The 25960-nt window shown below is 62.2% G+C and carries 26 protein-coding genes and 1 tRNA gene; 14 read left to right on the top strand and 13 right to left on the bottom strand.

Translation table 11 applies throughout. The annotated features are described in order from the left end of the window. Window positions 1–46 precede the first annotated feature (46 nt). The 3 genes from M9924_04500 to M9924_04490 are packed head-to-tail and all read left to right on the top strand — an operon-like array spanning window position 47 to window position 2878. Window positions 47–979, top strand: a complete 933-nt coding sequence (locus M9924_04500; protein ID MCO5063658.1) for a cell wall hydrolase — start codon at window positions 47–49, stop codon at window positions 977–979. Window positions 980–1031: 52 nt separating this feature from the next. Then, window positions 1032–1637, top strand: coding sequence for a recombination mediator RecR (gene recR, locus M9924_04495; GenBank protein MCO5063657.1), 606 nt, complete (start codon window positions 1032–1034; stop codon window positions 1635–1637). Between the two features lie 8 nt (window positions 1638–1645). After that, window positions 1646–2878: a lytic murein transglycosylase gene (locus M9924_04490; GenBank protein ID MCO5063656.1), complete on the top strand. Its 1233-nt coding sequence runs from the start codon at window positions 1646–1648 to the stop codon at window positions 2876–2878. Here the strand turns inward: M9924_04490 and M9924_04485 are convergent. After that, window positions 2867–3862 carry an LLM class flavin-dependent oxidoreductase gene (locus tag M9924_04485; protein ID MCO5063655.1) on the bottom strand — a complete coding sequence of 332 codons (996 nt, stop codon included), beginning with the start codon at window positions 3860–3862 and terminating at the stop codon, window positions 2867–2869. The genes M9924_04490 and M9924_04485 overlap by 12 nt on opposite strands. Window positions 3863–4093: 231 nt before the next feature. Here M9924_04485 and M9924_04480 point away from each other — a divergent pair, with 231 nt between their 5' ends. After that, on the top strand, window positions 4094–4513 hold the full coding sequence (locus M9924_04480) for a DUF6481 family protein (GenBank protein ID MCO5063654.1): 420 nt from the start codon (window positions 4094–4096) through the stop codon (window positions 4511–4513). 60 nt (window positions 4514–4573) lie between these two features. On the opposite strand, the gene sugE is transcribed toward M9924_04480, so the two are convergent. Together sugE and M9924_04470 are read right to left on the bottom strand one after the other, a co-directional pair. Then, window positions 4574–4888, bottom strand: a complete 315-nt coding sequence (sugE, locus tag M9924_04475; protein ID MCO5063653.1) for a quaternary ammonium compound efflux SMR transporter SugE — start codon at window positions 4886–4888, stop codon at window positions 4574–4576. A 335-nt stretch (window positions 4889–5223) separates the two neighbouring features. Further along, complete coding sequence (locus M9924_04470; protein MCO5063652.1) at window positions 5224–6468, bottom strand: DNA recombination protein RmuC; 1245 nt, start codon at window positions 6466–6468, stop codon at window positions 5224–5226. A 102-nt stretch (window positions 6469–6570) separates the two neighbouring features. Between M9924_04470 and def the strand changes: the two genes are divergently transcribed. Genes def through truA form a run of 4 tightly spaced genes read left to right on the top strand, consistent with a single transcriptional unit; the run spans window position 6571 to window position 9285 of the window. Then, the gene (def, locus tag M9924_04465; GenBank protein ID MCO5063651.1) at window positions 6571–7092 is read left to right on the top strand and encodes a peptide deformylase; all 522 of its coding nucleotides are present in this window, start codon (window positions 6571–6573) and stop codon (window positions 7090–7092) included. Between the two features lie 14 nt (window positions 7093–7106). Beyond that, the gene (gene fmt, locus M9924_04460; GenBank protein ID MCO5063650.1) at window positions 7107–8030 is read left to right on the top strand and encodes a methionyl-tRNA formyltransferase; all 924 of its coding nucleotides are present in this window, start codon (window positions 7107–7109) and stop codon (window positions 8028–8030) included. Further along, the gene (locus M9924_04455) at window positions 8027–8536 is read left to right on the top strand and encodes an N-acetyltransferase (GenBank protein MCO5063649.1); all 510 of its coding nucleotides are present in this window, start codon (window positions 8027–8029) and stop codon (window positions 8534–8536) included. Before fmt ends, M9924_04455 begins: the two co-directional genes overlap by 4 nt. Window positions 8537–8541: 5 nt before the next feature. Further along, complete coding sequence (gene truA / locus M9924_04450; protein MCO5063648.1) at window positions 8542–9285, top strand: tRNA pseudouridine(38-40) synthase TruA; 744 nt, start codon at window positions 8542–8544, stop codon at window positions 9283–9285. On the opposite strand, the gene M9924_04445 is transcribed toward truA, so the two are convergent. The 4 genes from M9924_04445 to dapD form a co-directional block, all read right to left on the bottom strand. Continuing rightward, window positions 9282–9854, bottom strand: coding sequence for a transporter (locus tag M9924_04445; protein ID MCO5063647.1), 573 nt, complete (start codon window positions 9852–9854; stop codon window positions 9282–9284). The genes truA and M9924_04445 overlap by 4 nt on opposite strands. A 19-nt stretch (window positions 9855–9873) precedes the next feature. Continuing rightward, on the bottom strand, window positions 9874–11061 hold the full coding sequence (gene dapE, locus M9924_04440) for a succinyl-diaminopimelate desuccinylase (GenBank protein MCO5063646.1): 1188 nt from the start codon (window positions 11059–11061) through the stop codon (window positions 9874–9876). Window positions 11062–11212: 151 nt separating this feature from the next. Further along, window positions 11213–11614 carry a DUF805 domain-containing protein gene (locus M9924_04435; GenBank protein MCO5063645.1) on the bottom strand — a complete coding sequence of 134 codons (402 nt, stop codon included), beginning with the start codon at window positions 11612–11614 and terminating at the stop codon, window positions 11213–11215. Next, window positions 11611–12465 carry a 2,3,4,5-tetrahydropyridine-2,6-dicarboxylate N-succinyltransferase gene (gene dapD / locus M9924_04430; protein ID MCO5063644.1) on the bottom strand — a complete coding sequence of 285 codons (855 nt, stop codon included), beginning with the start codon at window positions 12463–12465 and terminating at the stop codon, window positions 11611–11613. The genes M9924_04435 and dapD overlap by 4 nt, the downstream gene beginning before the upstream one ends. Before the next feature lie 137 nt (window positions 12466–12602). On the opposite strand from dapD, the gene M9924_04425 reads away from it, so the two are divergent. Further along, window positions 12603–13448, top strand: coding sequence for an LOG family protein (locus tag M9924_04425; protein MCO5063643.1), 846 nt, complete (start codon window positions 12603–12605; stop codon window positions 13446–13448). On the opposite strand, the gene M9924_04420 is transcribed toward M9924_04425, so the two are convergent. Continuing rightward, window positions 13427–14158 (bottom strand): pyrimidine 5'-nucleotidase, encoded by a 732-nt coding sequence (locus M9924_04420; GenBank protein MCO5063642.1) that lies wholly within the window; start codon window positions 14156–14158, stop codon window positions 13427–13429. The two genes, M9924_04425 and M9924_04420, sit on opposite strands and share 22 nt — an antisense overlap. Window positions 14159–14238: 80 nt before the next feature. On the opposite strand from M9924_04420, the gene M9924_04415 reads away from it, so the two are divergent. Beyond that, window positions 14239–15144: a DMT family transporter gene (locus tag M9924_04415; GenBank protein MCO5063641.1), complete on the top strand. Its 906-nt coding sequence runs from the start codon at window positions 14239–14241 to the stop codon at window positions 15142–15144. Between the two features lie 3 nt (window positions 15145–15147). Here the strand turns inward: M9924_04415 and argB are convergent, their stop codons facing one another. The 5 genes from argB to rpmH all read right to left on the bottom strand — a co-directional run bounded on the left by argB (window position 15148) and on the right by rpmH (window position 19154). Next, window positions 15148–16044 (bottom strand): acetylglutamate kinase, encoded by an 897-nt coding sequence (gene argB / locus M9924_04410; GenBank protein MCO5063640.1) that lies wholly within the window; start codon window positions 16042–16044, stop codon window positions 15148–15150. A gap of 72 nt (window positions 16045–16116) precedes the next feature. Next, window positions 16117–16770 (bottom strand): ribosome biogenesis GTP-binding protein YihA/YsxC, encoded by a 654-nt coding sequence (yihA, locus tag M9924_04405; protein ID MCO5063639.1) that lies wholly within the window; start codon window positions 16768–16770, stop codon window positions 16117–16119. Between the two features lie 62 nt (window positions 16771–16832). Continuing rightward, window positions 16833–18641, bottom strand: coding sequence for a membrane protein insertase YidC (gene yidC / locus M9924_04400; protein MCO5063638.1), 1809 nt, complete (start codon window positions 18639–18641; stop codon window positions 16833–16835). Window positions 18642–18662: 21 nt separating this feature from the next. Further along, on the bottom strand, window positions 18663–18998 hold the full coding sequence (rnpA, locus tag M9924_04395) for a ribonuclease P protein component (protein ID MCO5063637.1): 336 nt from the start codon (window positions 18996–18998) through the stop codon (window positions 18663–18665). Between the two features lie 21 nt (window positions 18999–19019). Then, entirely contained in the window at window positions 19020–19154 is a 135-nt protein-coding gene (gene rpmH, locus M9924_04390) for a 50S ribosomal protein L34 (protein MCO5063636.1), read from the bottom strand. A gap of 290 nt (window positions 19155–19444) precedes the next feature. Here rpmH and M9924_04385 point away from each other — a divergent pair, with 290 nt between their 5' ends. From M9924_04385 to M9924_04370, 4 genes are all read left to right on the top strand, one after another. After that, window positions 19445–20932: a HAMP domain-containing histidine kinase gene (locus M9924_04385; GenBank protein ID MCO5063635.1), complete on the top strand. Its 1488-nt coding sequence runs from the start codon at window positions 19445–19447 to the stop codon at window positions 20930–20932. A 150-nt stretch (window positions 20933–21082) separates the two neighbouring features. Then, window positions 21083–21159: transfer RNA gene (locus M9924_04380), tRNA-Arg, on the top strand. A 195-nt stretch (window positions 21160–21354) separates the two neighbouring features. Then, on the top strand, window positions 21355–23052 hold the full coding sequence (locus tag M9924_04375) for a site-specific DNA-methyltransferase (protein MCO5063634.1): 1698 nt from the start codon (window positions 21355–21357) through the stop codon (window positions 23050–23052). Window position 23053: 1 nt separating this feature from the next. Beyond that, window positions 23054–25702 (top strand): DEAD/DEAH box helicase family protein, encoded by a 2649-nt coding sequence (locus M9924_04370; protein ID MCO5063633.1) that lies wholly within the window; start codon window positions 23054–23056, stop codon window positions 25700–25702. The last annotated feature ends 258 nt before the right edge of the window (window positions 25703–25960 follow it).

The raw sequence follows: 25960 nt of genomic DNA, 5'->3' as shown, positions 1-25960 counted from the left end.
TCGCACGCAGCGGCCGGGGGACAATGAGGCGCTTTTCGTGAGACCTGTGATCAAAGCACAAGCGGTTCTGGCCGCATTTGGCGCGTTGGCCCTGGCGGGTTGCAGTCAAAGTGCAAGTGGACTTGGGGATGGGCTTTCATCCTCTTCTGCCTACAATGCCGCGCCGACGACCTCGTCGGGAAAGCGCGCGGCCGCCTATCGCGCAACCGACAAGGATCGCGATTGCCTGGCGCGTGCGATGTTTTTCGAGAGCAACAGGTCCAGCCGCGACGGCCTCGTGGCTGTCGGCTCGGTGGTGATGAACCGCCTTGAGTCACGCCGCTGGGGAGACGATCTCTGCGGCGTCGTTGGCGCAAAGCGCCAGTTTGCGCCGGGCGTGCTGACGCGGCCCATGAATTCGCAGGCGCTGCCGGATGTGATGGCCGCCGCCGACGCTGTGCTGAAAGGCGAACGCCATCCGGAAGTGAAGCAGAGTGTGATGTTCTTCCACACGGCGGGTCTGAAATTCCCCTATAAGAACATGCACTACACAACCGTTGCGGGAGGCAACGCCTTTTACGAGAAGCGCAGCCGCATGCCTTCGCCGGATGCGCTCGCGCCATCCGTGATGGTGGCGTCGAACGACATGCCGCCTGCGCTTGAAGCAGCGGGGCAAATGCACATGGCGAATGTGGCGCCGGCCATGACGTCGCTTGCCGCGGAAGAATCGGTTTCGCCGGCAGGCGAGGTGCTTCTGGCGAGCAGCATCGACACCGTGCCGACCCCGAGGCCCACCGCAGCGGATGCAGCACCTCCGGGCGTCACCGGCCTGCCGATCGACACGCCTTCAAAAGACCGCTTTGGCGGGGCGGCGCCCGTGATGACGGCGGAAATGAAATCCACCTTTGACACATCGGGCACATCCGTCGCCGCATTCGACGCCAGCCCGGAGCAGGCATCGGCCATCGGCGCGATGTTGCTGGCGCAGCGCACCGAATAAGCCCGGCGCGCCGGCGCTGTTCGCCGCGCGGCAATGGTTTTATACAGCTTGAATGTCCAAGCGAATCGCCGGTCCTGAAATTGAGCGCCTGATACAGCTTCTGGCCAAGGTGCCGGGACTGGGACCGCGCTCGGCGCGCCGCGCCGCGCTGCACCTTATCAAGAAAAAGGACCAGCTTCTGGCCCCGCTCGCGGATGCGATGGCCGATGCGCGCGACAAGGTGCGTGTGTGCTCGATCTGCGGGAACGTGGACACCGCCGATCCATGCATGATCTGCACTGACCCGCGCCGCGACGCGGGCACGATCATCGTCGTGGAGGACGTTTCGGATCTCTGGGCGCTGGAACGAGCAGGGGCGATGAACGCGCGCTACCATGTGCTTGGCGGCGTGCTTTCGCCGCTCGACGGCATCGGCCCGGATCAATTGACCATCCGGCAGCTCGTGGACCGCGTGGCCGCGGGCGGCGTCAGCGAAATCGTGCTGGCCGTGAATGCCACCGTGGAGGGGCAGACCACCGCGCACTACCTGACCGACCAGCTTGCGCATATGAGCGTCAAGGTCACGCGGCTGGCGCATGGCGTGCCGGTCGGAGGCGAACTCGACTATCTCGACGAGGGAACATTGGCTGCGGCGTTAAAATCCCGCACCGCATTTTGAGGCGGATCATGGCGCGTGTCCTCGCTTTCCTGTTGTTTCTGTTGGTCGCGGCGGGTGGCGCAGCAGCGCAGTCGAAGATCGACAGCCAGTTTCGCATATGGCTGGAACAGGATCTTTGGCCGCAGGCGCAATCCGAGGGCATTTCGCGCGCCACCTTCGATGCGGCCTTCGAGGGCGTGCGGCCCAACACCAAGCTGCCCGATCTCGTGCTACCGGGCGAGAAACCGTCGACGCCGAAGCGTCAGCACCAGGCGGAGTTCAACGCGCCGTCGAAATATTTCGCCGAAAAGACCTTGGCTGCCGTGACAGGTGGCGGGCGCAGCCGCGCGAACCGTCTGGCCAAGACGCTTGCGGCCCTGGAAAAGCGATACGGCGTGCCGGGCGAGATCGTGCTCGCGATCTGGGGCCGCGAATCCGGCTTCGGCGCAGCAAAGATGCCTTACGATGCGTTTGAGGTGCTGGGAACGAAGGCGTGGCTCGCCACGCGCAAGGACATGTTCCGAACCGAACTGATTGCCGCGTTGCAGGTCGTCCAGTCCGGCATGGCCACGCGGCAGGCGATGCGGTCCTCATGGGCGGGCGCGCTCGGCCAGCCGCAGTTCCTGCCGACTTCGATCCAGAAGCACGGCGTCGATTTCGACGGCGACGGCCGGATCGACATCTGGCGCTCGGATGTCGATACGCTGGCGTCGATTGCGAAATATCTCGCCGATTATGGATGGGAACGCGGACGGGATTGGGGCTTCGAGGTCGTCGTGCCCGCCGATGTTTCTTGCGCTCTTGAGGGACCGGACCAGGGCAAAAAAGTTTCGGCATGGGCCGACATGGGAATCACTCGCGCCAACGGCAAGGCATTCCCCGCTTCGGAGCGCGCCCGCGAAGGCTTCCTGCTGATGCCCGCCGGGCGCGGCGGACCGGCTTTCATCGTCAGCAGGAATTTCTATGTGCTGAAGGAATACAATGAAAGCGATCTCTATGCGCTGTTCATCGGCCACGCGGCGGATCGCATCGCCTATGGCGACAAGTCCTTCACGGGCGCGTGGGGCAAGGTCGACGCGCTGCACCGTTCGGAGATTGCCGCCATGCAGCGCACGCTTGAAGGGCAGGGCTATGATGTCGGCAGTGCGGACGGCCTGCCGGGATTCAAGACACGGCGCTCCATCGGAGCATGGCAGGCGAAGAACGGAATGGCTCCGACCTGCTTTCCCACGAGGAAAATCGTCAGTTCATTAGGCGGCTAAGGACGCGCGCGTTTCGGCCAGAATGCTATAGGAACGCTTGCGCGCCTCGTGGTCGAAAATCTGGGCGGTGACCATCAATTCGTCGGCTCCGGTCCGGGCGATGAAGTCGGCAATGCCGGCGCGCACCTTTTCGCGCGTGCCCACGACCGCGCAGGAAAGCGCGTGGTCGAGCATCGCCTTCGCCTCAGCATCGATTTCCTTTTCGTAATCCGCGCGCGGGGCAGGCAGCTTGCCCGGCCTGCCGCTGCGCAGATTCACGAATGCCTGCTGGAGCGAGGAAAAAAGCAGCCGCGCCTCTTCGTCCGTTTCGGCGGCGCACACGTTCAGGCCCAGCATGACATAGGGCTTGTCGAGCCGCTCCGACGGCTGGAAACGCGAACGGTAGACATCGAGCGCACGGTCGAGGTCGGCGGGGGCGAAATGCGACGCGAAGGCGTATGGCGCACCGATGACCGCAGCCAGATGCGCGCCATAGGTGGATGATCCCAATATCCAGACCGGCACCTCGCGTCCCTCGCCGGGCACGGCGTGGACCCGCTGTCCTTCCTCGGGTGGGCCGAAATAATTGATGAGTTCCACGACGTCGTGGGGGAAATTGTCCACGCCGCCTTCGAGATTGCGCCGCAACGCGCGGGCGGTCAGCATATCGGTGCCGGGCGCGCGCCCGAGGCCAAGGTCGATGCGACCAGGAAACAGAGCGTCCAGCGTGCCGAACTGTTCGGCGATCACCAGAGGCGAGTGATTCGGCAGCATGATGCCGCCCGCGCCGACGCGGATGCGGCTCGTCCCGGCTGCGACATGGCCGATGACCACGGAAGTCGCAGCGCTGGCGATGCCAGGCATGCTGTGGTGTTCGGCCAGCCAGTAACGATTGTAACCGAGGACTTCGGTGTGGCGCGCCAAGTCGAGCGTGTTGGCCAGCGATTGAACGACATCGCCCCCCTCCGGCACGGGTGAGAGATCCAGAACGGAAAAGGGAATCATGGGGACCTGTCGCGATGGTGGTACGAACGCCTGATGTAGGACATGCCGGGCACGATGCAAGCACATGACATGCGTGTCTTTGCCTCAACCCGATGCGGCTTTGGCGCTAAAAAGCTGCTTTGCACCTGCGACATGGCAGGATTGCAATGCCGTTTTGGTCAATTTTGCCCTTGAAGTCTTGCGTCGCATGAGTATGTAAGGCGCGGACTATCTCCTCAGGACAAGACAAAATTGGCAATTTACAGAGACCTCTCGTTTGCCGAGCGGCGCGATGCGGCCAATGCTGCCAAGCAGGCGCTTCTCGATAAATTCAAATCAAAGCCTTCCGCAGACGATCCGGCCGTACAGGCCAGGGCGGCGGAACGACGCGCAATCATCGAAGCCCGCGAAAAGCGCGAGGCCGAAAAGGCAAGGCAGAAAGCCGAGCGCGACGCGCGGGACGCCGAAGAAAGGGCGCTACGTGCAGCCGAGGCCGAAGCCGCCCGGGTGAAGGCTGAACTGGAAGCCGAAGAACTCGCCCGCGTTCAGGCGGAGGAAGAAGAAGAGCGGCTGGCCACCCAGCTTGCACTCGAAGCCGCGCAGAAGGCCAAGCGAGATGCGCGCTATGCGGCACGCAAGTCTCGCACGCGCCGCGCACCGCCCGGTCGCTGATCCCGGGAGCATAGAGTGCAAAGGACCGTCGCGGCATTGCCGCGGCGGCGCTGTTCGATGTCAGCTGGCGAGCTTCAGACCGACAATTCCCGCAACGATCAGTGCGATGCTGCCGACGCGCATTGCGGTTGTCGGCTCTCCGAGCAGAAGAATGCCGAGGATCGCGGTGCCCACCGCACCGATTCCGGTCCATACCGCATAGCCGGTCCCAACGGGTAGCGCTTTGAGCGCAAGGCCAAGCAGTACGATGCTCGCAAGCATGCACCCGACGGTCCAGACCGTCGGCCACAATCTCGAAAAGCCGTCAGTGTATTTGAGACCGATTGCCCAGCCGATTTCGAGCACGCCCGCGATGAACAGGTAAACCCAGGCCATCAAATGACCCTCCATCCACATGGCGGGTCGTCCCGTCCGAAAGCCGATAACGCAGGGCCGTCCCTGCGCTGCTCACATACTGGCTGAGGGCCTGTGTTTCAAGGAACGCGGCGAGCGCAACCGAAATCTGCGTTCAGCCTGCCTTCGGCTTCGCTCCCAAAGCGGGCTTTGCAGCCGCTGCCGGCTTCTTCGCATCCTTCTTGGGTTTGCGAACTTCCTTCTTGGGCTTCGACGCACCTTTGGCCATCGCCAATTCTCCCTGCAACGTTCGAGGTGAGATGATTCTGCACTGATGACCTTTTCAAGGCAAAGCGCGACAATCCGGTGTGCTTACCTCATGTCTCGTCGACAACCCGCAGGCGCAGCGATCCCTGCGGCGTCTCGGCCGGACGGGAAGCGGGCCGCGCGCCCGTTTCGCGCTCAGCCGAATCGCCTTCGCCGGCAAATTCAAGCGCTTCGATCTTCTGGCCGCGCTTGGTGACCTTGTTGGTCGAAACGAGAATATCGTCGATGTCCTTGGCGGCCTGCCCGAAATGGTTCTGGAGCTTGCGCACGCGGTCGTCGAGACGGCTCACGTCTTCCATAAGCCGCACCACTTCGCCCTGAATCAGATGAGCCTGCTCGCGCATGCGGGCATCCTTGAGGATCGCCTGTATCACCTGGATCGAAAGCATCAGCAGTGAAGGCGACACGATGACGATGCGTGCACGATGGGCGCGTTGCACGAGCGATTCGAAATTTTCATGGATCTCAGCGAAGATCGATTCCGACGGCACGAACATGAACGCCGTGTCCTGCGTCTCGCCGCGCAACAGATATTTATCCGCAATATCGCGGATATGGACTTCCACGTCGCGCCGGAAAGCCTGCGCGGCGGAGCGCTGCGCCTCCGGCCCATCCGCGGCACGGATGGCGTTCCACGATTCGAGCGGAAACTTTGCGTCTATGACAAGCGACGGCGTGTCGTTCGGCATCTTCACGAGACAGTCGGGTCGGCTGCCATTGGTGAGCGTCGCCTGAAACTGGTACGCGCCGGAGGGCAGGCCATCCGCGACAATCGCTTCCATCCGCGATTGGCCGAATGCCCCGCGCGTCTGCTTGTTCGAGAGAATCGCCTGCAATTGCACGACCTGTCCGGCCAGTGACTGGATATTGCTCTGCGCGGTGTCGATGACCGCCAGACGCTCCTGAAGCTTTGTCAGATTTTCATGGGTGGCGCGGCTTTGCTCCGCCATGGTCTGGCCGATCCGCCCCGTCATCGCATCGAGCCGCTGGCTGAGCGACTGGGTCAGTTCCGCCTGCCGCGCGCCAAAAACCTCGGCGACGGTGCCGAGCCTTCCCTGAAGCTCAGCCTGCGATTGCAGGATTCCTGCCATCCGGCCTTCCATGTCGCGCGCACGGTCCGCCGCTTCGGCGGCCGCCACGGCGCGCGCCCGCGCCGAACGCCACAGCGCCGCGACAAGCGCGAAGAGCAGCAATGCGAAGAACCCGACACCGATCAGCAGCGCGTCGCCGAGGTCGATCATCGTGGTGCCGACCCGCAGGACGGGCTGGGACAGCAGGCTGGACAGGTCGTTCATGGGGACACCATAACCGATTCGCGGCGCCGCACCAGATCAAAGCATGAACATTTGACAGGAGAAACGGTTGACGCTTGCCTGCCTACGCCTTAGGTGAGGCGAATGTCGATCAAGCCGCTCGTCATTCTTCCCGACCCCTTGCTTCGTCAGGTTTCCGAACCTGTGGCGAGCGTGGATGAGCGCATCAAGACGCTGGCGCGCGATATGTTCGAAACGATGTACGATGCGCCGGGCATCGGCCTTGCCGCGATACAGGTGGGCGTGCCGCTGCGTATGCTGGTCATCGACCTCGCAAAGGAGGACGAGCCGAAAGCGCCTCAGTTGTTCATCAATCCGGAGATCGTGGAATCCTCCGACGAGCGTTCGGTGTATGAGGAAGGGTGCCTTTCCATTCCCGATTATTATGCCGAGGTGGAGCGGCCCGCCTCGGTGCGCGTGCGCTATGTGGACGGCTCCGGCAAGGAGCAGGAGATGCAGGCCGAGGGGCTGCTCGCGACCTGCCTCCAGCATGAAATCGACCATCTCAACGGCGTGCTTTTCATCGACCACATTTCCAAGCTGAAGCGTGATATGGTCGTGAAGAAATTCAAGAAGCTCGCGCGCGACCGCTCCCCGGCGGTGTGAAAACGGGTTCTCCAATGCGTGTCATCTTCATGGGTACGCCGGATTTTTCCGTACCGACGCTACGCGCCATCTGCGATGCGGGCCATGAGGTCGTTGCCGTCTATACGCAGCCGCCGCGACCGGCAGGGCGGCGCGGACTGGAAATGGTGGCTTCGCCGGTTCAGCAGGAAGCCGAGCGGCGCGCAATCGAGGTGCGCACACCGCTGTCGCTGAAAGATGTCGAAGCGCAGGAAGCGTTTCGCGCGCTAAAGGCTGACGTCGCGGTCGTGGTCGCCTATGGCCTGCTGCTGCCCCCCGCGATTCTGGGCGCAACGCGGCTTGGCTGCTACAATGGGCACGCCTCGCTCCTGCCACGCTGGCGGGGAGCCGCGCCGATCCAGCGCGCGATCATGGCGGGCGACGCCGAAACCGGCATGATGGTCATGAAGATGGAAGCGGGGCTGGATACGGGGCCGGTGGCACTGACGGCGCGCATCGCGATCGGCCCGGACATGACGGCGGGCGAATTGCACGACCGATTGATGGATGCGGGCGCGAAACTCATGGTCGAAGCGCTGGCGAAACTCGAACGGGCCGAGCTTCCGCTGGTGCCGCAGGCCGAGATCGGCGTGACCTATGCGCGCAAGATCGAAAAGGCGGAAACACGCATCAAATGGTCGAAGCCGGCTATTGACGTGCATAACCATATTCGCGGCCTGTCGCCGTTCCCCGGGGGCTGGTACGAAATGGCTCCCGGGGCTGAGCGCGTCAAGGTGCTGCGTTCCGCCCTGGCGGAAGGGGCCGGCGAGCCGGGAACCCTTCTGGACGACGGCTTGACCGTCGCGTGTGGGCAGGGCGCCGTGCGTCTGGTCGAGGTGCAGAGGGCAGGCGGCAGGCCGATGGCTGCCCAGGATTTCCTGCGCGGCGTGAAACTGGAAAAAGGAATCAAATTGCTATGAGCATGATGTCGATAAGGATGGCGACCCCGCGCGACCGCGCCGCAATTCGCCAGGTCGAGAAACATGCGTTCGGGCAGGACACCGAGGCTGGATTGGTCGACGCCCTGGTGGACAATGCGGATGTGGTGCTGGAACTGGTCGCCGAAGAAGAAGGCGCGGTGGTGGGCCACATCCTCTTTTCGCGCCTCTATGTGGAAAAGGAAGGTTCCCGCGCGGCTGCTGTGGCGCTTGCGCCGCTTGCTGTCGAGCCCTCCTTTCATGGAACGGGTATCGGCGGCGCGCTCGTCCGCGAAGCGCATCTGCGGCTCAAGGCGCTAGGCGAAACGCTGTCCATCGTGCTGGGCGATCCTGATTATTATGGCCGTTTCGGATACAGCCATCAAAGGGCCGCCGGGTTCGAGAGCGACTACCAGTGCGACGCGCTGCAGGCGCTGGATTGGGGAAGCGCGCCGGAAAGCGGCAGGCTGGTCTATGCCGAGCCGTTCCGGACGCAGCTTGCCGCCTGAGCGACGTGCACCGGTTCCGCCTCGACATCGAATATGACGGAGCGCCCTATGCCGGGTGGCAAAGGCAGGCGGGCCATCACACGGTTCAGGCAGCGATCGAGCAGGCCCTGCTGGCATTCTCCGGCGAAGACGGCAAGCTGCGCGGAGCAGGGCGCACCGATGCCGGCGTTCACGCCACGGGGCAGGTGGCCCATATCGACCTGTCGCGGGAGTGGAAGCCCGACAAGGTGCGCGATGCGCTGAATGCCCATCTGCGGCTGAATGGCGAACGCGTATCGATCCTGGCGGCAAAGCCCGTGGCGAGCGATTTCGACGCGCGCTTTTCCGCGAAGGCGCGCCACTACGTCTACCGTATCCTGAACCGAAGGTCGCCTCCGGCGCTGGAGGCCGGCAAGGTGTGGTGGGTGCCGAAGCGGCTCGACGCCGAAGCGATGCACGAGGCCGCGCAGCCGCTTCTCGGCAAGCACGACTTCACCACGTTCCGCTCGACGCAGTGCCAGGCCACGAGCCCGGTGCGCACGCTGGACAGGCTTGACGTGGTGCGCTCGGGAGATGCGATCGAAATCCACGCCTCTGCGCGATCCTTCCTGCACAACCAGGTGCGGTCCATGGTGGGGTCGCTCAAGCGCGTGGGCGAGGGCGGCTGGCCGCCGGACGCGGTCAAGGCGGCGCTCGACGCGCAAGACCGCGCGGCCTGTGCGGGCATCGCGCCGCCGGAGGGGCTCTATCTCGCGCAAGTGGATTATTAGGCGTCGATGCCGAACAGCCACGCGAAGAGATAAACCGTCATGATCGACGCAACGAACATGGCCGTAAAGACGGCGGTGGCGACTGCCGCACCCTTGCCGATTGCCACATTCGTAAGACGCCAGACGAAAAACATCGTGGCGAGGAAAACCAGGAGCGAGACCGCCGCGATGAGGTCGTCGGAGTCCGGCATGAACAGTCGCAGCAGCGAGATGGGCAGCATGTACCAGGCAATGATGACCGACGCCCAGTTGGTGGCGACGACATAAGGCACGAACCGGTCGGCTATCCCGGCCCTGCGCGCGACCAATCCAAGCGCGACCAGGGGAAGAATCCATGCCGCGATTTCGATGATGCCGTTTGCCGAAATCACGGAAAAGCGTGTTCCATGCGCGCCGGGGGTCGAAAGATAGTCGCTTGCCGAGGCGATCCATCCGACAAGCAGCGGCGGCACCGCAAGCGGGATTGCGGCGAAGGAATCCCAGAAGCCGTCGACGGAAAGGTCCATCCGGCGAAGCCCGTCGGGCTTTCCGAACATCATCCGCGTTGCGCCTGCGAGTGCTTCCTGCACAGATCCGCTCCCGGACATTCTATCCAAACCAGTCCGAAAGAAAGCGCTGGTAGATGCGCGTCAGCGTTTCGAGGTCTGCGAGATCCACGCGTTCGTCCACCATATGCATCGTCTGGCCCACGAGGCCGAACTCGACGACAGGGCAATAGTCCTTGATGAAGCGCGCATCGGATGTACCGCCCGAGGTGGAGAGTTCGGGTTTCCTGCCGGTGACGGCGGCAATAGACTGCGAAAGCGTGTTCACGAGCCTGTCGTCCCGGGTCAGGAAGACATGGCTCACGCGGTTGCGCCAGATGAGGTCGAAGCGCACAGGCCCGGTCTTGCCCTTGCGATATTTTGTGCGCTGCGCCGCACGGTCGAGGCGATTGTTGATCTCGGCCTGAAGGGTTTCCGCGCTCCATGTGTCATTGAAGCGGATGTTGAAGGTGGCGGTGGCCTTGCCGGGCGTCACGTTGACCGCCGGATTTCCGACATCGACCGTGGTGATTTCAAGATTGGTCGCCTGGAAATCCTTCGTGCCCGTGTCGAAGGGCGGAACCAGAAGCGCGTCCAGCAGGCTCATCATGCCGCGCACAGGGTTGTCGGCAAGGTGCGGATAGGCGGAATGGCCCTGCACGCCGTGCACGATTATAGTGCCGGACAGCGAGCCGCGCCGCCCGATCTTGACCATGTCTCCGAGTGCGTTCGGGTTTGTCGGCTCGCCGACGATGGCCGCGTCCCAGCTCTCGCCGCGTTTGGCGGCCCATTTCAGCAGCTTGTCGGTGCCGTTGACGGACGGGCCTTCCTCATCGCCGGTGATGACGAGGGAAACAGACCCTTTCGGTTTGCCGCCCTGCTCGATGTGGCGCGCAAGGGCGGCGACAAAGCAGGCGATGCCGCCCTTCATATCCACCGCGCCGCGCCCGTACATCTGGCCGTTGCTGACGGCGGCGGAAAAGGGTGGATGCGTCCACGCGCTTTCGTCGCCGACCGGGACCACGTCAGTGTGGCCCGCGAACATCAGGTGCGGCCCGTTGCCGGACAGGCGGGCGTAGAGATTCTCGACATCCGGCGTGCCGTCTTCGGAAAACACGGGGCGTTCCGTCGAAAAGCCCATCGGTTCCAGCATCGCCTGCAATGCCATCAGCGCACCGCCTTCCGCAGGCGTCACGGACGGGCATCGGATGAGCGCGGCGAGATTTTCGGCGGGATCGACGGGCAGTTTCATGCGCAGACCGGTAGAGCGTTGTGGCCGGATGTTTCCGTCCGACCATGAAACGCTCTAGTGCAAAGCAGCATGTCTGTCACCGTCCGCAATTGATCCTCAGCGCAAAAGCGGTTGGGATAGTGAACGCGATCGCCGCCGGATCGCCGACCGCTCACGAGGCTCCGGACGCAGGCGGGCGGTTGCGCACGACGCCATATTTGTTCGGTCCGTCCATGCCCGGATAAAGGCTGAGCACAATGTAGGCGATCATCGACACGACCGGCAATGCGATGGCGACTGAAATGATCGGCGGCTTGCCGATGTCCTGAAGGCGCTTGGACGACAGCGCGATCATCGGCCAGAGCGTTGCGAAGAAGAGAACGGTGATCAGTTCCTCAAGCCCCGGCGTCTGCCATGGATCGACGGAATCGGCGGGCAGGTAGGAAAGCACATGGCGATAGACCAGAAAGCTGGAAATCACCGAGATCAGCATGGTCGCGAGGAAATAGGGCAGGCGGGTGAGCCTGCCCGCCGGCTTCAGGAACAACCAGATATAGTCGATGCGGTTCTTCAATCGCGCAGCAATTCATTGATAGAGGTTTTCGAGCGCGTCTTCTCATCGACACGCTTGACGATGACGGCACAATAGAGACTCGGACCAGGGTTGCCGTTAGCGAGCGGCGCGCCGGGCATGGTGCCCGCCACGACGACGGAATGCGCAGGCACCTCGCCGTAGAAGATCTCGCCGGTCGCGCGGTCGACGATCTTCGTGGACTTGCCGATGAACACGCCCATGCCGAGCACGGAGCCTTCGCGGACGATGCAGCCCTCGACCACTTCGGAGCGGGCGCCGATGAAGCAATTGTCCTCGATGATGGTCGGCCCGGCCTGCATCGGCTCCAGCACGCCGCCGATGCCGACACCGCCGGACAGATGCACATTCTTGCCGATCTGGGCGCAGGAGCCGACCGTTACCCAGGTGTCGACCATCGTGCCCGCATCGACATAGGCGCCGAGATTGACGAAGGAGGGCATCAGCACGACGCCGGGCGCGACATATGCGGAGCGCCGCACGACGCAGTTGGGCACGGCGCGGAAGCCGGCCTTCTCGAACTCCATCGCGCCCCAGCCGTCGAACTTCGAAGGAACCTTGTCCCACCAGACCGATTCGCCGGGACCGCCCTTGATGACGTCCATCGGGGTCAGGCGGAAGGACAGCAGCACGGCCTTTTTCAGCCATTGGTTGACCTTCCACTGGCCATCCTGCGCGCGCTCGGCGACGCGCACTATGCCCTTGTCGAGCAGGTCGAGTGCGGTCGCCACCGCCTCGCGCACCTCGCCGCGCGTCGATGTCGAGATCGATTCACGATCGTCGAACGCCTTCTCGAGGGTGCTTTCGAGTGCGGCGAGATCGTGCTTCGGCATGGATTGCTCCGTTACGCGGTGTTAAGGGCTGTTCAGGACAGTGGCTTGGAAAGCGCGGCGGACCCTATGTCAAGCGACGGGGTGGGTCAATCGCGCGTGCGGCACAGTGTGACGCGGTCAGTATTAGGGAATTTGGAATGAATCAGGACAAGGCTGGCTGGACGCCGCTGCCACATTCGGACGAGGATCTCGAACGCGCAAAGAGCGTTCCCGATACGCCGCAGACGCGCTCACCCACCTACAAGCTGGCGTGGACCGACGAGGACTTCATGACCCGGCGCGACCTGCGCCCGGTCCGCCTGCAACTGGAACTTCTGAAGCCCGAACTGACGCTGGCGGAACGCGGCATACGTTCGACGGTGGTGATGTTCGGGGGCGCGAGGCTGCCGGAACCGGGCGGCGAGGCGTGGGCGGCGAAGAACGAGACGCAGCGCGACAATCTGCTGAAGAACTCGAAATACTATGACGAGGCGCGGCTGTTCGCGCAGCTTTGCTCGAAGCATTCGGCGGAGTCGTATTATCGCGAATTCGTCGTTGTCACCGGCGGCGGGCCGGGCGTGATGGAGGCTGGAAACAGGGGGGCGGCCGAAGTCGGCGCGCCCTCGATCGGGCTCAACATCGTATTGCCGCACGAACAGGCGCCCAACATCTACGTGACGCCGGACCTGTGCTTCAACTTCCACTATTTCGCGATCCGAAAGATGCATTTCGTCATGCGCGCCAAGGCTGTCGCGGTGTTTCCCGGCGGCTTCGGCACGATGGACGAGTTCTTCGAGACGCTGACCCTGATCCAGACCGGGCGCATGGAGCGCGTGCCGGTGATCCTGTTCGGCAAGGAGTTCTGGCAGCATGCCTTCAACCTCGACTATCTGGCCGAGCAGGGCACCATTTCTCCGGGCGATCAGGACATCATCGACTATGCGGAAACGGCGGAAGATGCCTGGGGCCACATCAGCAGGTTCTATGAACTGGATGCGTCCTGAGCGGCGGCATCCGGCCCGATGATGCGGTTCAGGAAGCCGGCGAGGTCGTCGGTGACGAAATCCACCGCATCGTCGAATGCGGGGTCGCTTTCCCAGATTTCCGAGAATGTCGGCTCGAAATTGCGCGGCACCACGAGGGTTGTGGTCATGCCCATGGCCTTCGGCTCGACAAGGTTGCGGCCAAGGTCTTCGAACATGGCGGCGCTGGTGCCGTCGATGCGGTGCAGTTCGATGAACTTGTGGTAGGTCTCGCGGGCGGGCTTCGGCGACATGCCCGCGGCGACAATGTCGAATATGTCATCGAAATGATCCAGAATGCCGAGTTGTCGAGCGGTGCGCTCCGCATGGCGGCGGTCGCCATTGGTGAGGATGAACTTGCGCCCCGGCAACTGCCTGATCGCGGCGCCGAGCACCGGGTCCGGCACCAGCCATGAATAGTCGATGTCGTGGACCTTCTCCAGAAAGTCATCCGGATCGATGCTGTGGCGCGCCATCAGCCCGTTAAGCGTGGTGCCATATTCCTTGTAGAGATCCTTCTGGAGCTTGCGCGCCTCGTCGCGCGAGATGCTGAGCAGTTCCGAGACGTAGCCGGTCATCTTCACGTCGATCTGTGAAAACAGGTTCGAGTGATGCGGATAGAGCGTGTTGTCGAGATCGAACACCCAGTCGGTGACATGGGAAAATCTGGAAAGGTTCGGCTTCGTGGTCATGCCCAAACGCATAAGCCATGTTCGCGACAGAATGAAGAGGGGCCGGTTTCATCTGCGCACAAAGCTGGTATGGGACCGGCATGGAACTCTGGATACCCATCACGATCACTGCCGCTTTTCTTCAAAACCTGCGCACGGCGGCGCAGAAGAAATTGCAGGGTTCGCTCGGCACCACGGGCGCAAGCTTCGTGCGGTTCGGCTTCGGCTTTCCGGTGGCGATCCTCTATCTGCTGGTGCTGCACTTCGTTGCCGGCAAGGCGTTTCCGGCCATGTCGCCGGCATTCCACTTGTGGGCGTTGATAGGTGGCGTGGCGCAGATCGCCGCGACCATCGTGCTGGTGCACATGTTCACGCTGCGCAATTTTGCCGTGGGCACCGCCTATTCCAAGACGGAGCCCGTGCAGGCCGCGCTGTTCGGCCTGGTGATCCTCGGCGAAAAGCTGAGTTCGGGAGCGGTTTGGGCGATCATCGTCGGCGTGGTGGGCGTCATGCTGATTTCGGTGGCGCGCACGCCTCTGTCATGGCGCAGCCTGCTGGCGGCGCTGTTTGGCAAGACGGCGCTCACCGGCATCCTGTCCGGCGCGCTGTTCGGCATATCCGCCGTGGCCTACCGTTCGGCGTCGCTCTCGCTCGGCGGCGACGACAGGATGATGCAGGCGGCCATGTCGCTTGCGGTCGCGACCACGCTGCAAACCATCATCATGGTTGTCTGGATGGCGATCCGCGATCCGGGCGAGTTCGGGCGCGTGAGGCGGGCGTGGCGTTCATCCACGGTGGTGGGGTTGGCGAGCGTGGTGGGGTCTGCGTGCTGGTTCACCGCAATGGCGTTGCAGCCCGTGGCCTATGTCCGCGCGCTCGGGCAGATCGAATTGATCTTCACTTTCGCCACCTCCGTGCTGGTCTTCAAGGAGAAGATCAATGCGATGGAAATAGCCGGATGCCTGCTGATCGTCAGCGGCATCCTGCTCCTGCTTTCGCACGCCTGAGGGTCAGGGCACGATCAGCGTGCCTGCGCCATGCTCTGTAAAAAGTTCCAGCAGGACGGCGTGCGCGGTCTTGCCGTTCAGAATGACCACGCCTTCCACGCCTCGCTCGATGGCTTCGATACAAGTCTCCACCTTCGGGATCATCCCGCCGGAAATCGTCCCGTCCCTGATGAGCGCCTTGGCCTGGGAGACGGTCAGCTCGTCGATGAGCTTCTTGTCCTTGTCCAGCACGCCCGGAACATCCGTCAGGAAGAGCAGCCGTGTCGCGTTGAGCGCGCCTGCGATCGCGCCTGCGAAGGTGTCGGCGTTGATGTTGTAGGTGTGGCCGTCGCGCCCCGGCGCAACCGGCGCCAGCACCGGGATCATTTCAGACCGGGCGAGAAGATCGAGCAAGGTACGGTCAACCTCGACCGGCTCGCCGACGAAACCAAGGTCGAGCACCTTTTCGATGTTCGAGTCCGGGTCGATCATGGTCTTCTTGGCTTTTTCGGCGAACACCATGTTGCCGTCCTTGCCGCACAGGCCGATTGCCCATTCGCCCTCGGCATTGATCAGGGCGACGATTTCCTTGTTGATCGAACCCGCGAGCACCATTTCGACGATCTCGACCGTCTTCTGGTCGGTGACGCGCAGACCGCCTTCGAACTTGGATTCGATGCCCATGCGCGTCAGCATCGCGCCGATCTGCGGCCCGCCGCCGTGCACGACGATGGGGTTTACGCCCGACTGCTTGAGCAGCGCGATGTCGCGGGCGAACGCCTTGCCCAGCGTATTGTCGCCCATCGCATGGCCACCATATTTCACCACGACCGTCTTGTTCTCATAGCGCTGCATGTAGGGCAGCGCGCGCGACAGCAGGGCGGCTTGCGCTTCGGCAGTGTTCGGGATTTCGGCGGTCATGGCTGTTCCGTTCGTTTGGCGGGTCGGCGGCTATTACCCCTTGGCCGCGCGCCGTGCAATGCGGGTCCCGCCCTATCTGCCCTCGACCGCGGCTGCGATCGCGTCGCGCAACTCCGGCAGTCCGGCATTCTTTTCGGAGGAGGTGGCCAGGATTTGCGGGTAGGCCGCCGGACGCTTCCTGATCCGCTCGGCGGTTTCCGCAATCAGGCGAGGAACGCCAGCCGCCTTGATCTTGTCCGCCTTGGTCAGCACGACCTGATAGGACACGGCCGCCTTGTCCAGAAGTGAAAGCACTTCCTCGTCATTGGCCTTGATGCCGTGGCGCGCATCGATGAGCACATAGACCCGCTTCAACGTGGCGCGCCCGCGCAGGTAGTCGAAGACGAGCGACGTCCAGCGGTCGACCTGTTCCTTCGGGGCCTTGGCATAGCCGTAGCCGGGCATGTCGATGAGCGCCAATGGCGGCAGGTCGCCCGCAGCACCTGAATAGCCGTCCGGCACGAAATAGTTCAGTTCCTGTGTGCGCCCCGGCGTGTTCGAGGTGCGGGCCAGCCCCTTTTGACCGACCAGCGCATTGATCAGCGACGACTTGCCGACGTTCGAGCGTCCCGCGAAGGCGATTTCCGCAGGGCCCTCGGGCGGAAGATGGCGCATGTCGGGAACGCCCCGGATGAACACCCAGGGGCGTTTGAAATAGTCCTGCGCGGGCAAATTGCCGTCGCTCACGATTTGCGCTCCCGCGACATGCGAAGGCCGAAGCTCAGGCGACGGCTCGCGGATTGGCCATGCTATTCGGCGGGCGATGGTTTCTTGCGGAAAAGGCCGATGAGATTGTCCCACAATTCGATCTTGGCGCCCTGCCGCTTCATGATGACACCCTGCTGGACGATCGACAGGAAGTTGTTCCACGCCCAGTAGATGACGAGGCCCGCCGGGAAGGAAGCCAGCATGAAGGTGAAGATCACCGGCATCCAGTTGAAGATCATGGCCTGCGCCGGGTCCGGCGGGGTCGGGTTCATGCGCATCTGCAGGAACATGGTGATGCCCATGACGATGGGCCACACGCCGATCATCAGGAAGGCGGGAACCGACCAGGGCAGCACGCCGAACAGGTTGAACAGCGAGGTCGGATCGGGCGCGGCAAGGTCGTGAATCCATCCATAGAAGGGTGCGTGACGCATCTCGATGGTGATGTAGAGCACCTTGTAGAGCGCGAAGAACACGGGAATCTGCACCAGCACCGGCCAGCAGCCGGCGAGCGGATTGATCTTCTCCGTCTTGTACAGCTCCATCATCGCCTGCTGCTGCTTCATCTTGTCGTCCGCATATTTCTCGCGGATTTCGAGCATCTTCGGCTGGACGACCTTCATCTTGGCCATCGATTTGTAGGACTTGTTGGCAAGCGGGAAGAAAATCGCCTTCACGATGACGGTTGTCGCCAGTATGGCGAGGCCGAAGTTGCCGAGCAGCTTGTAGAGGAAATCGATGAGCTGGAACATCGGCTTGGTGATGAAATAGAACCAGCCCCAGTCGATCATCAGGTCGAACTGGCGGATGTTGCGGTCCTTTTCATAGGCGTTGATGGTGGCGACCTCCTTCGCCCCGGCAAAGACGAGGTTTTCGATCGTCGCGGATTCGCCCGGCGCGACGACGAAGCCGTCGGTCAGGAAATCCGCCTGGAAGCGGGGACGGCCATCGTCGAAAAAGGAGAAGGTCGGCTGGAACGGCTGCTTGCCGGAAGGCACCAGCGCCACCGCCCAGTATTTGTCGGTTATGCCGAGCCAGCCGTCATTCGATTTGCCGGGCTTGACCTGCTTTTCTTCCTCGATCTTCTTGTAGGTGATTTCCTGAAGACCTTCCTCGCCCGTGACGCCGATCAGCCCTTCATGGAGCACATAGATGGAGGCGTGGTTCGGCTTGTCGAAGCGGGTAACGCGGCCATAGCCGGAAAGGGTCACGGGCTGGCCCGACTCATTCGTCACGGTGTCCGTGACGGTGAACATATATTCCGAATCGACCGAGATGATGCGCTTGAAGGTGAGGCCCTTGTCGTTGACATAGGTCAGCGTGAGCGGGGATGCGGGCGTCAGCGATTCGCCGTCGGCGGTCCAAACCGTGTCCGGTCCGGGCAGCGTTCCGACATTGCCTGCGCCCGTGTAACCGATTTCGGCGAAATAGCCGTTCGGAAGCGCTTGCGGGTTAAGAAGGTCGATGATCGGTGAGTCCGGCTCCACGGTCAGCCGGTAGTGCTTGAGCTTGAGGTCGTCCAGGCGTCCGCCTGTGAGATTGATCGACCCGGAAAGGCTTGGCGTGTCGATCGGGATGCGCTGGCCGGAAGCGGCGAGGCTCTGCGCGCGGTCGGTGGCGGTTGCGCCGTCCGTGCCGGGCGTGCTGCCCGGAATGGTTCCCTGCGGAGCGGCGGCGGGAATGTCGCTGCCGGTTTGCGCGGGCTGCTCCTGGGCCTGGGTGCGCTGCGCTTCGACCTGCTGCTGCTGGCGCTGCTGCTCGATGCGCGGGTTCATATAGAAGACCTGCCACAGCGTCAGGATCAGCACCGACAATGCGATGGTGATGAGGAAGTTGCGGTTGTTTTCCATAAGGAGCCCTTGGGTCGTTGGCTATCTGCGGCGCAGCCGCCGGGACAGTTCGGCCTTGATCGTTTCGAACGGCGCGGCAATCACGTCCTTGCGCGCCACGATCACATAGTCATTGCCCGCCTTCATGTCATCGGCGGCATGAATGCGAACGGCTTCACGCAGGCGCCTGCGGATGCGGTTTCTCTGCGCGGCGTTGCCATTCTTCTTCGTGACGGTGAAGCCGACACGGGCAGGACCGTCATCGCCGCGGGCGATCGTCTCCAACAGGAAAAGCGGCCCACCACGTTTCTGGCCATGCCGCACCCTGAGGAACTCCGCCCGCTTGCGAAGTCGTTTGTAGTTTTTTTCCTCGGCCATGACAGGCCGTGCCCAGCCGCCTTACGCGGACAGGCGCTTGCGGCCGCGATTGCGGCGTGCCGCGACGACCTGACGGCCGCTTTTTGTTGCCATGCGGGCGCGGAATCCGTGCCGACGCTTGCGAACGAGCTTTGAGGGTTGGTAGGTGCGCTTCATTTATTTTGATACCGCGGCGTGCGGCCCTTCTTGGTTCTGTTCGTGAACAGGAGCTGGCTCGGTTACTTCCGGCGCAACGAAAAATGCGCCGGGAGGTCGGCCCGAGCGTGCCGCGGCTTATATGTGCCCCGTCCGCGCGAGTCAACATGAGCCGAAAGCCAACCGGATTTTCCACCGAATCCGGCAATCTTTGCATTTTGACGCGCCTGCACTATTCTTGTCACGGAAGGCAGGGCCATGCGAAATCCTGCGAGAAGTGCTGGCGGGCAAGAGACTCGGGTGCGGGGCAAATGAGCAACGCCGATATGGCGCAGTCGGATGGGGTTGGAAAGGTCGAGCGCACCGTTCCGCCGGGCCGGGGGCTTTCGACGAAGCTGCTGCTCATCACCATAGCCTGCGTGCTTCTGGTCGAAATCCTGATCTTCCTGCCCTCCGTTGCGAATTTCCGCCTGCGCTGGCTTGACGACCGGCTGCATACCGCAGCGGCGATGTCCACGCTGCTCATGGAGGTCGAACCCGACAACCTGCCGCAGGACGTACAGGACGACGTCCTCAAATCCATCGGTGTGAAGGCGATCGCGATGCGCGATGGTGAGGCATCCCGGCTGCTGGCGTCGACACGCATGCCACGCGATGTCGACGAACACGTCGATCTGGCGAATACGGGACAGTTTGCTGCAATCCGCGCCGCCGTCGCGACGCTGTTTGCCGATCGTTTCCATGTCTTGCGCGTGTTCGGTCCGGTTGGCGAGAGCAATCGCGGCTACGAGATCGTCATGACAGACCGGGCGTTGCGCAATGCGATGCTGACCTACGCGCGCAATGTCGCGGGCGTGTCGCTGTTGATCACGCTGATTACGGCCGGCCTCGTCTATGCGCTGATCGACCGTATGATGATCCGGCCGATCCGCAGCATGACACGCTCGATGCTGCGTTTTGCGGAGGAACCAGACGATCCCGCCCGCATCATCCGCCCCGCGCCGCGCTATGACGAGATCGGAGTGGCAGAACGCGAACTATCGGCGATGCAGGAGCGATTGCAGAAGGTGCTCGGCGAGCAGAAGCATCTGGCGGACCTCGGCCTTGCGGTCTCGAAGATCAACCACGACATGCGAAATATCCTCGCCTCCGCGCAGCTTATGTCGGATCGTTTGCGGCAGGTTCGCGACCCCGGCGTGCAGGCGTTCGCTCCAAAGCTCTTGCGCGCGCTGGACCGCGCGGTGTCCTATTCGGAAGGCGTTCTCGCCTATGGAAGGACGCAGGAAGCGCCGCCCTCGCGCCGCCGGGTGCGGCTGCGCCGTCTGGTGGACGAGGTTCATGAGTTGCTTGGCGTGCCGGTCGGCAGCGACATCGATTTCGTCAACGAGATCGACCAGGGCTTCGAGATCGATGCCGACTCCGAACAGCTTTTCCGCATCCTCACCAATCTTTGCCGCAATGCCGTCGAGGCGATGGTTGCGGATCGCGACAGCGCGGTCGTTCGACGGCTCACGCTGAGCGCCGAGAGGCACGGTTCTGTGAGCCGTGTGCTGGTCGAGGACACTGGTCCGGGCCTGCCGCAGAAAGCGCGGCAGAACCTGTTCACTGCCTTCAAGGGATCAGCGCGCAGCGGCGGCACGGGGCTTGGCCTCGCGGTCGCGCATGAACTGGTGCGCGCCCACGGCGGCACGCTCGAACTCGTGGAAAGCGTGGGAGGACGAACGGTATTCGCGGTGACGATACCCGACCAGCCCATCCGCCTTGACGATGCGCGCCGGGGCATACGGCGCCCGGCCTGACGACGCACTCTTGTGAGTGCGGGAAGGGCGGTGGGTGAAATGAGTGAAAACTTTTCCGGCAACCGGCTTGCAATTCTGATGGAGCATCGCTAGTTAGCAGCCCACTCGCGATGGCTTCTTGCCGTCGAGGTCTGCCTTTTTGAGGCATGCGCGCCCGTAGCTCAGCTGGATAGAGCACCAGACTACGAATCTGGGGGTCAGGAGTTCGAATCTCTTCGGGCGCGCCATTTTTCTACAATATTATCAAAGACTTGCATTGTGGCCTTACGCGCGCAATAGTGCTTGCGCCGCGATGAATCGCCACGGAGTAGCCACCGCGAAGCAAATCGCCCATTCGGGTCGCTTCTTGTCGCCACGGCTGCCTTTTGTGGTCAGGTCGGACAGTCGCGCCTAGAGTTTGAAGCGTTCGGGGGCGTCTGCACATGCCTACATTGGATTGGATCGGCAAGAAGGCCGTGGTGAACCATCACCGCGACGTGTCCTACCGTCTGATCCATTGCGACAAGGACAAGAGCGTCGGCGACCCGGATGCGGGCAACCTGCTTGTTCAGGGCGATAACCTTGAAGCACTGAAGGCGCTGCTGCCCTATTACGCCGGTAAGGTGAAGTGCATCTACATCGACCCGCCTTTCAATACTGGTTCGGAAGACTGGATATATAACGACAACGTAAATTCGCCCGAAATTCGAGCGTGGCTTGGGAGCGTTGTTAAGAAGGAAAGCGAAGACCTAACACGTCACGATAAGTGGCTATGCATGATGTATCCTCGCCTCATTTTGCTTCGCGAGTTTATGTCAGAAGGTGGCACCTTGTTTTTCCACATCGACGACAATGAACTCGGCAACTCAATTCTTCTTTGCGATGAGATATTTAGCCGAAAAAACAGAATTAATGTAGTAACTTTTAAGCAAGCTTCAGCTACAGGCCATAAATCAATAAATCCCGGCTTCGTCACCGTCACAAACAATTTAATTGTCTACGCAAAGAACAGGGCGGAGTGGTCGCCAAACAGAGTTTTCACGGGTCGGGAGCGTGACACCCGTTACAATGGTTGGATTTCCAACCGAGATGCGCCGCATGGCGAATGGCGCATAACAACTTTGATGAATGGATTTGCTTCAAATCGCGGGCTCACGCTCAAGGAGGCCAGAACGATCGCAAAAGACGACCCCGCCGAGCTTGATCGGTTCGTTCTAGAAAACGCGTCCTCTGTGATTCAGCCGGCACGCCCAGATTATAACAATGTAGGCCAAGAAACGCGCAACGCCATTGATCGCTCTCGCGAAAACCCAAATGACATCATCAAGGTAGCAAGGGAAGGCTACAGCGACATATATCTGAAGGATGGCCAGCGTATCCTTTTCTATTCCGATAAGATCAAAATGGTTGATGGCCAGGCGGTGTCGGGCGAGCCCCTTACGACGCTGTGGGACGACATACTCTCGAACAATATTCATAAAGAAGGCGGTGTAGACTTCCCCAAAGGGAAGAAACCAGAAGCGCTGATAAAGCGCTGCTTTGAACTGGCGACCGCACCGGGCGATTTGGTGATGGACTCTTTTGCGGGCTCCGGCACTACGGCGGCTGTAGCGATTAAAATGCGTCTACGTTGCGTGACTATTGAAATGGGGGATCACGCAAGTACCCACACCGCCCCCCGCTTGAAAGCGGTTGTAGAGGGCGCTGACACTGGTGGCATCTCGACCGACGTCGGCTGGAGAGGCGGCTCCGGCTTCCGCTTCTGTACCCTCGGCGAACCGCTGTTCGATGCCGACGGCAATGTCAGCCCGGCCGTCACCTATCCAGACCTTGCCGCGCATGTGTTCTTTTGTGAGACGGGCTCGCCAATACCTCGCCGGGCCGACGGCTCTTCGACCTTGATCGGTACCTTTCAAGGGCGCGCCATCTATCTGCTTCACTCGGCCGAAGCCATTGGCGTCGCCAGCGCCAAAGCCGGGAATGTGCTCACGGCTTCCGTGCTCGAAAGCCTGCGCTTGCCGGAGCCGGGCTTTACTGGCGCGCGCGTGGTCTATGCCGAAGGCTGCACCGTGCCCGACGATCGGCTTTCGCGGCTCGGCGTCACCTTCAAACAGGTGCCTTACCAGATAGAGGGGCTTTGAAATGAGCCTGCCCCTCTTCACGCTGAAGGACTACCAGCTACAGACGCTCGCGGCGCTCCGGCGCTTCCTCGAAAAGACCGTGGAATTGAGCGACGCGGACACTGCGTTTTATGCGGTGACGAAGCGGCCGTTCACGTCGCTGCCGAGCCTGCCCGGTCTCCCCTATGTGTGCCTTCGCATTCCGACGGGCGGCGGCAAGACGATCCTCGCGGCGCATTCGATTGGCGTCGCGGCGGACAGCTTCCTTCGCACCGATGCGCCGACCGTGTTGTGGCTCGTGCCGTCGCAAACGATCCGCGACCAGACGCTTGCGACGCTTCAGGATCGCGCGCACCCCAACCGCCGCGCGCTCGCGGATCGCTTCGGCGAGAACGTGCGGATCATGGGCGTGACGGATGCGCTCTACGCCAAGCGCGCTGACTATGACGGCGGGGCGGTTGTGATCGTCGCCACGATCCAAGCCTTTCGTGTCGAAGAGACGGAGGGCCGCAAGGTCTATGAGGCCAACGGCGAACTCATGGACCATTTCAGCGGCCTTGCCGATGGGTTGCGCGGCAAGCTGGAAACCGGGCCGTCGGGCAATCCGCTGCCTTCGCTTGCCAACGTGCTTCGCCTGCATCGACCAATGGTTATCGTGGACGAAGCGCACAACGCCCGCACGAGCCTTTCCTTCGACACGCTGGCGCGTCTCAGCCCGTCCGTGATCGTGGAATTCACTGCGACGCCCGTCACGCCTGACGAAGCCAATCCGGCCAAAGGTGTATACGCTTCCAACGTGCTGCATCACGTCTCGGCTGCCGAACTGAAAGCGGCCGACATGATCAAGCTGCCTGTGATCCTTCGCGGACGGCCGGAGCCGCGCGACACCATCGGCGACGCCATCGCGTGGCTTGACGAACTCGCAGCGACGGCAGGCGCTGAGGAGGCAGAAACCGGCGAGTTCGTGCGGCCGGTCATGCTCGTGCAGGCCGAGCCGAAATCGAAGGACAAGCCGACACTGCACGCTGAAGAAGTGAAGAAGCTTCTTGTCGAAGACTTCCGCGTTCCGGCCGAGCATATCGTCATCGCAACGGGCGACTCCAAAGGGCTTGATGGCGTCGATTTGTTCGACCGGGATTGCAAATTCCGCTTCATCATCACGCAACAGGCGCTTCGCGAGGGCTGGGATTGCTCCTTTGCCTATGTGCTGTGTTCAGTCGCGGAACAGAAATCACCGCGCGCGGTGGAGCAGCTTCTTGGCCGTGTGCTCCGGCTGCCGCGCGCAAAGCGCAAGAGGTGCGAAGACCTGAATCGCGCCTATGCCTTCGCCACGACCACGAGTTTCCAGAACGCGGCAAACACGCTTCGCGACGGGCTTGTGAACAACGGATTTGAGCGGGTTGAAGCCAAGGCGTTGGTGCGGCTCGCGCCGGACTCGCTGCCTGGCATGGAAGAAGGCGGATCGGCCTTCATCTACGAAGAAGCGATACCCGACGGCATTGATGCCGAGACGTTCAAGTTGAACGTGGAAAGCGCCACCGGCGGCCGCGTCGAAGTCGATATGGCGAGCGGCGTTTTTCGGGCGCGCGGTGCGCTTACCGACTATGACCGCACGAGCATGTTGCTGGCGATACCGGAGGCGGCCGCCAAGGCCGTTGAAGCGCTGGTACATAAATCTCGCGGCGCGCGGCTGAAGGCAGTGGAGCCGGAAGCCGAAGCGATCCATTTCGCCATTCCACGTCTTGGCGTGCGCGCCGCAAGCGGGCTTCAGCTTTTCGACCGTGCGCACTTCCTCGACATTCCGTGGAAGCTGGAAGACGACGATCCGGCACCAATCCTCGATTTCTTCGCGCCGCCTCGGCACGCCACGGACGAAGCCCATTTGGACGTGAGCCAGGCCGGGCAAATCACGCTGGCGTTCGTCACCGACCTGCACGAGCAGCTTGCCCTTGCGTTGGGGGAACGCGGCTGGACCAAGAATGCGCTGGTGAACTGGCTTGACCGGCGTTTGCCGTTCTCGGCGCGACGCGACATTACCCGCGTGTCGTCAACGCTGTTTATCGCCAAGGCGCTGGACATGTTGGACGCCAAGACCGGGCTCGGCATTGAGGGCATGGCGCGAGCCAAGTTCCGCCTCGTTGAAGCGCTCGTGAAGGTCATCGCCAAGCATCGCGATACGCGCGAGGCCACCGCTTTCGAGCGTGCCTTGTTGCCGCAAAGCGGTCTCGACTTCGATACGAGTTCGGACCTTGAACTTGTCTTCGATGATAGCCGCTACGCCTATAACCAGCCCTATAAGGGCGGCACCGATTTCAAGAAGCATCTGTTCCGCGTGGTGGGCGATTTGGAGCCGACGGGCGAGGAATACGAGTGCGCCGTTTATCTTGAACGCTCTTCCGCCGTGAAGACGTGGGTGCGCAACACGTCGCGCCAGCCGCATTCCTTCTGGCTGCAAACGTCATCGGACAAGTTCTATCCCGACTTTGTGGCGCAGACGCATGACGGTCGCTCGCTCGTAGTCGAATACAAGGGCGCGCCGTACTTCACAAATGACGACTCCAGAGAGAAGCGCTTGGTCGGCGACCTATGGGCGGATCGCTCGGCCGGAAAGGGCGTCTTCCTGATGATCGAGAACAAGGAGTTCGCCCGGATCGACCGGGCGTTGGCGTAGCGCTGTCATAGCACCGAGTTGCGGTAGGCAATGTGGGCAGCCAAGAGCAGAACGCACGCACCGCCCGCTCAACTTGAACCGGCTGCCGGGCCTTTGGCGTCGTTCATGAGAAACGGCATTCGCAGGCACGGCACTCGACGAGCAGAGCATGGAATGTGAACGCCCCCCCATCGCCGCGCATCGCGCCCGCCAGATCGAAGGGTCCGTTTCGCCGACCCATTACCACGCTTGGCCGCGCGAACTGGCGCCGATTGCCAG

The sequence above is a fragment of the Rhizobiaceae bacterium genome, from assembly GCA_023953835.1.
Classification (GTDB): domain Bacteria; phylum Pseudomonadota; class Alphaproteobacteria; order Rhizobiales; family Rhizobiaceae; genus Mesorhizobium_G.
This window is presented reverse-complemented; position numbering and strand designations above follow the sequence as displayed.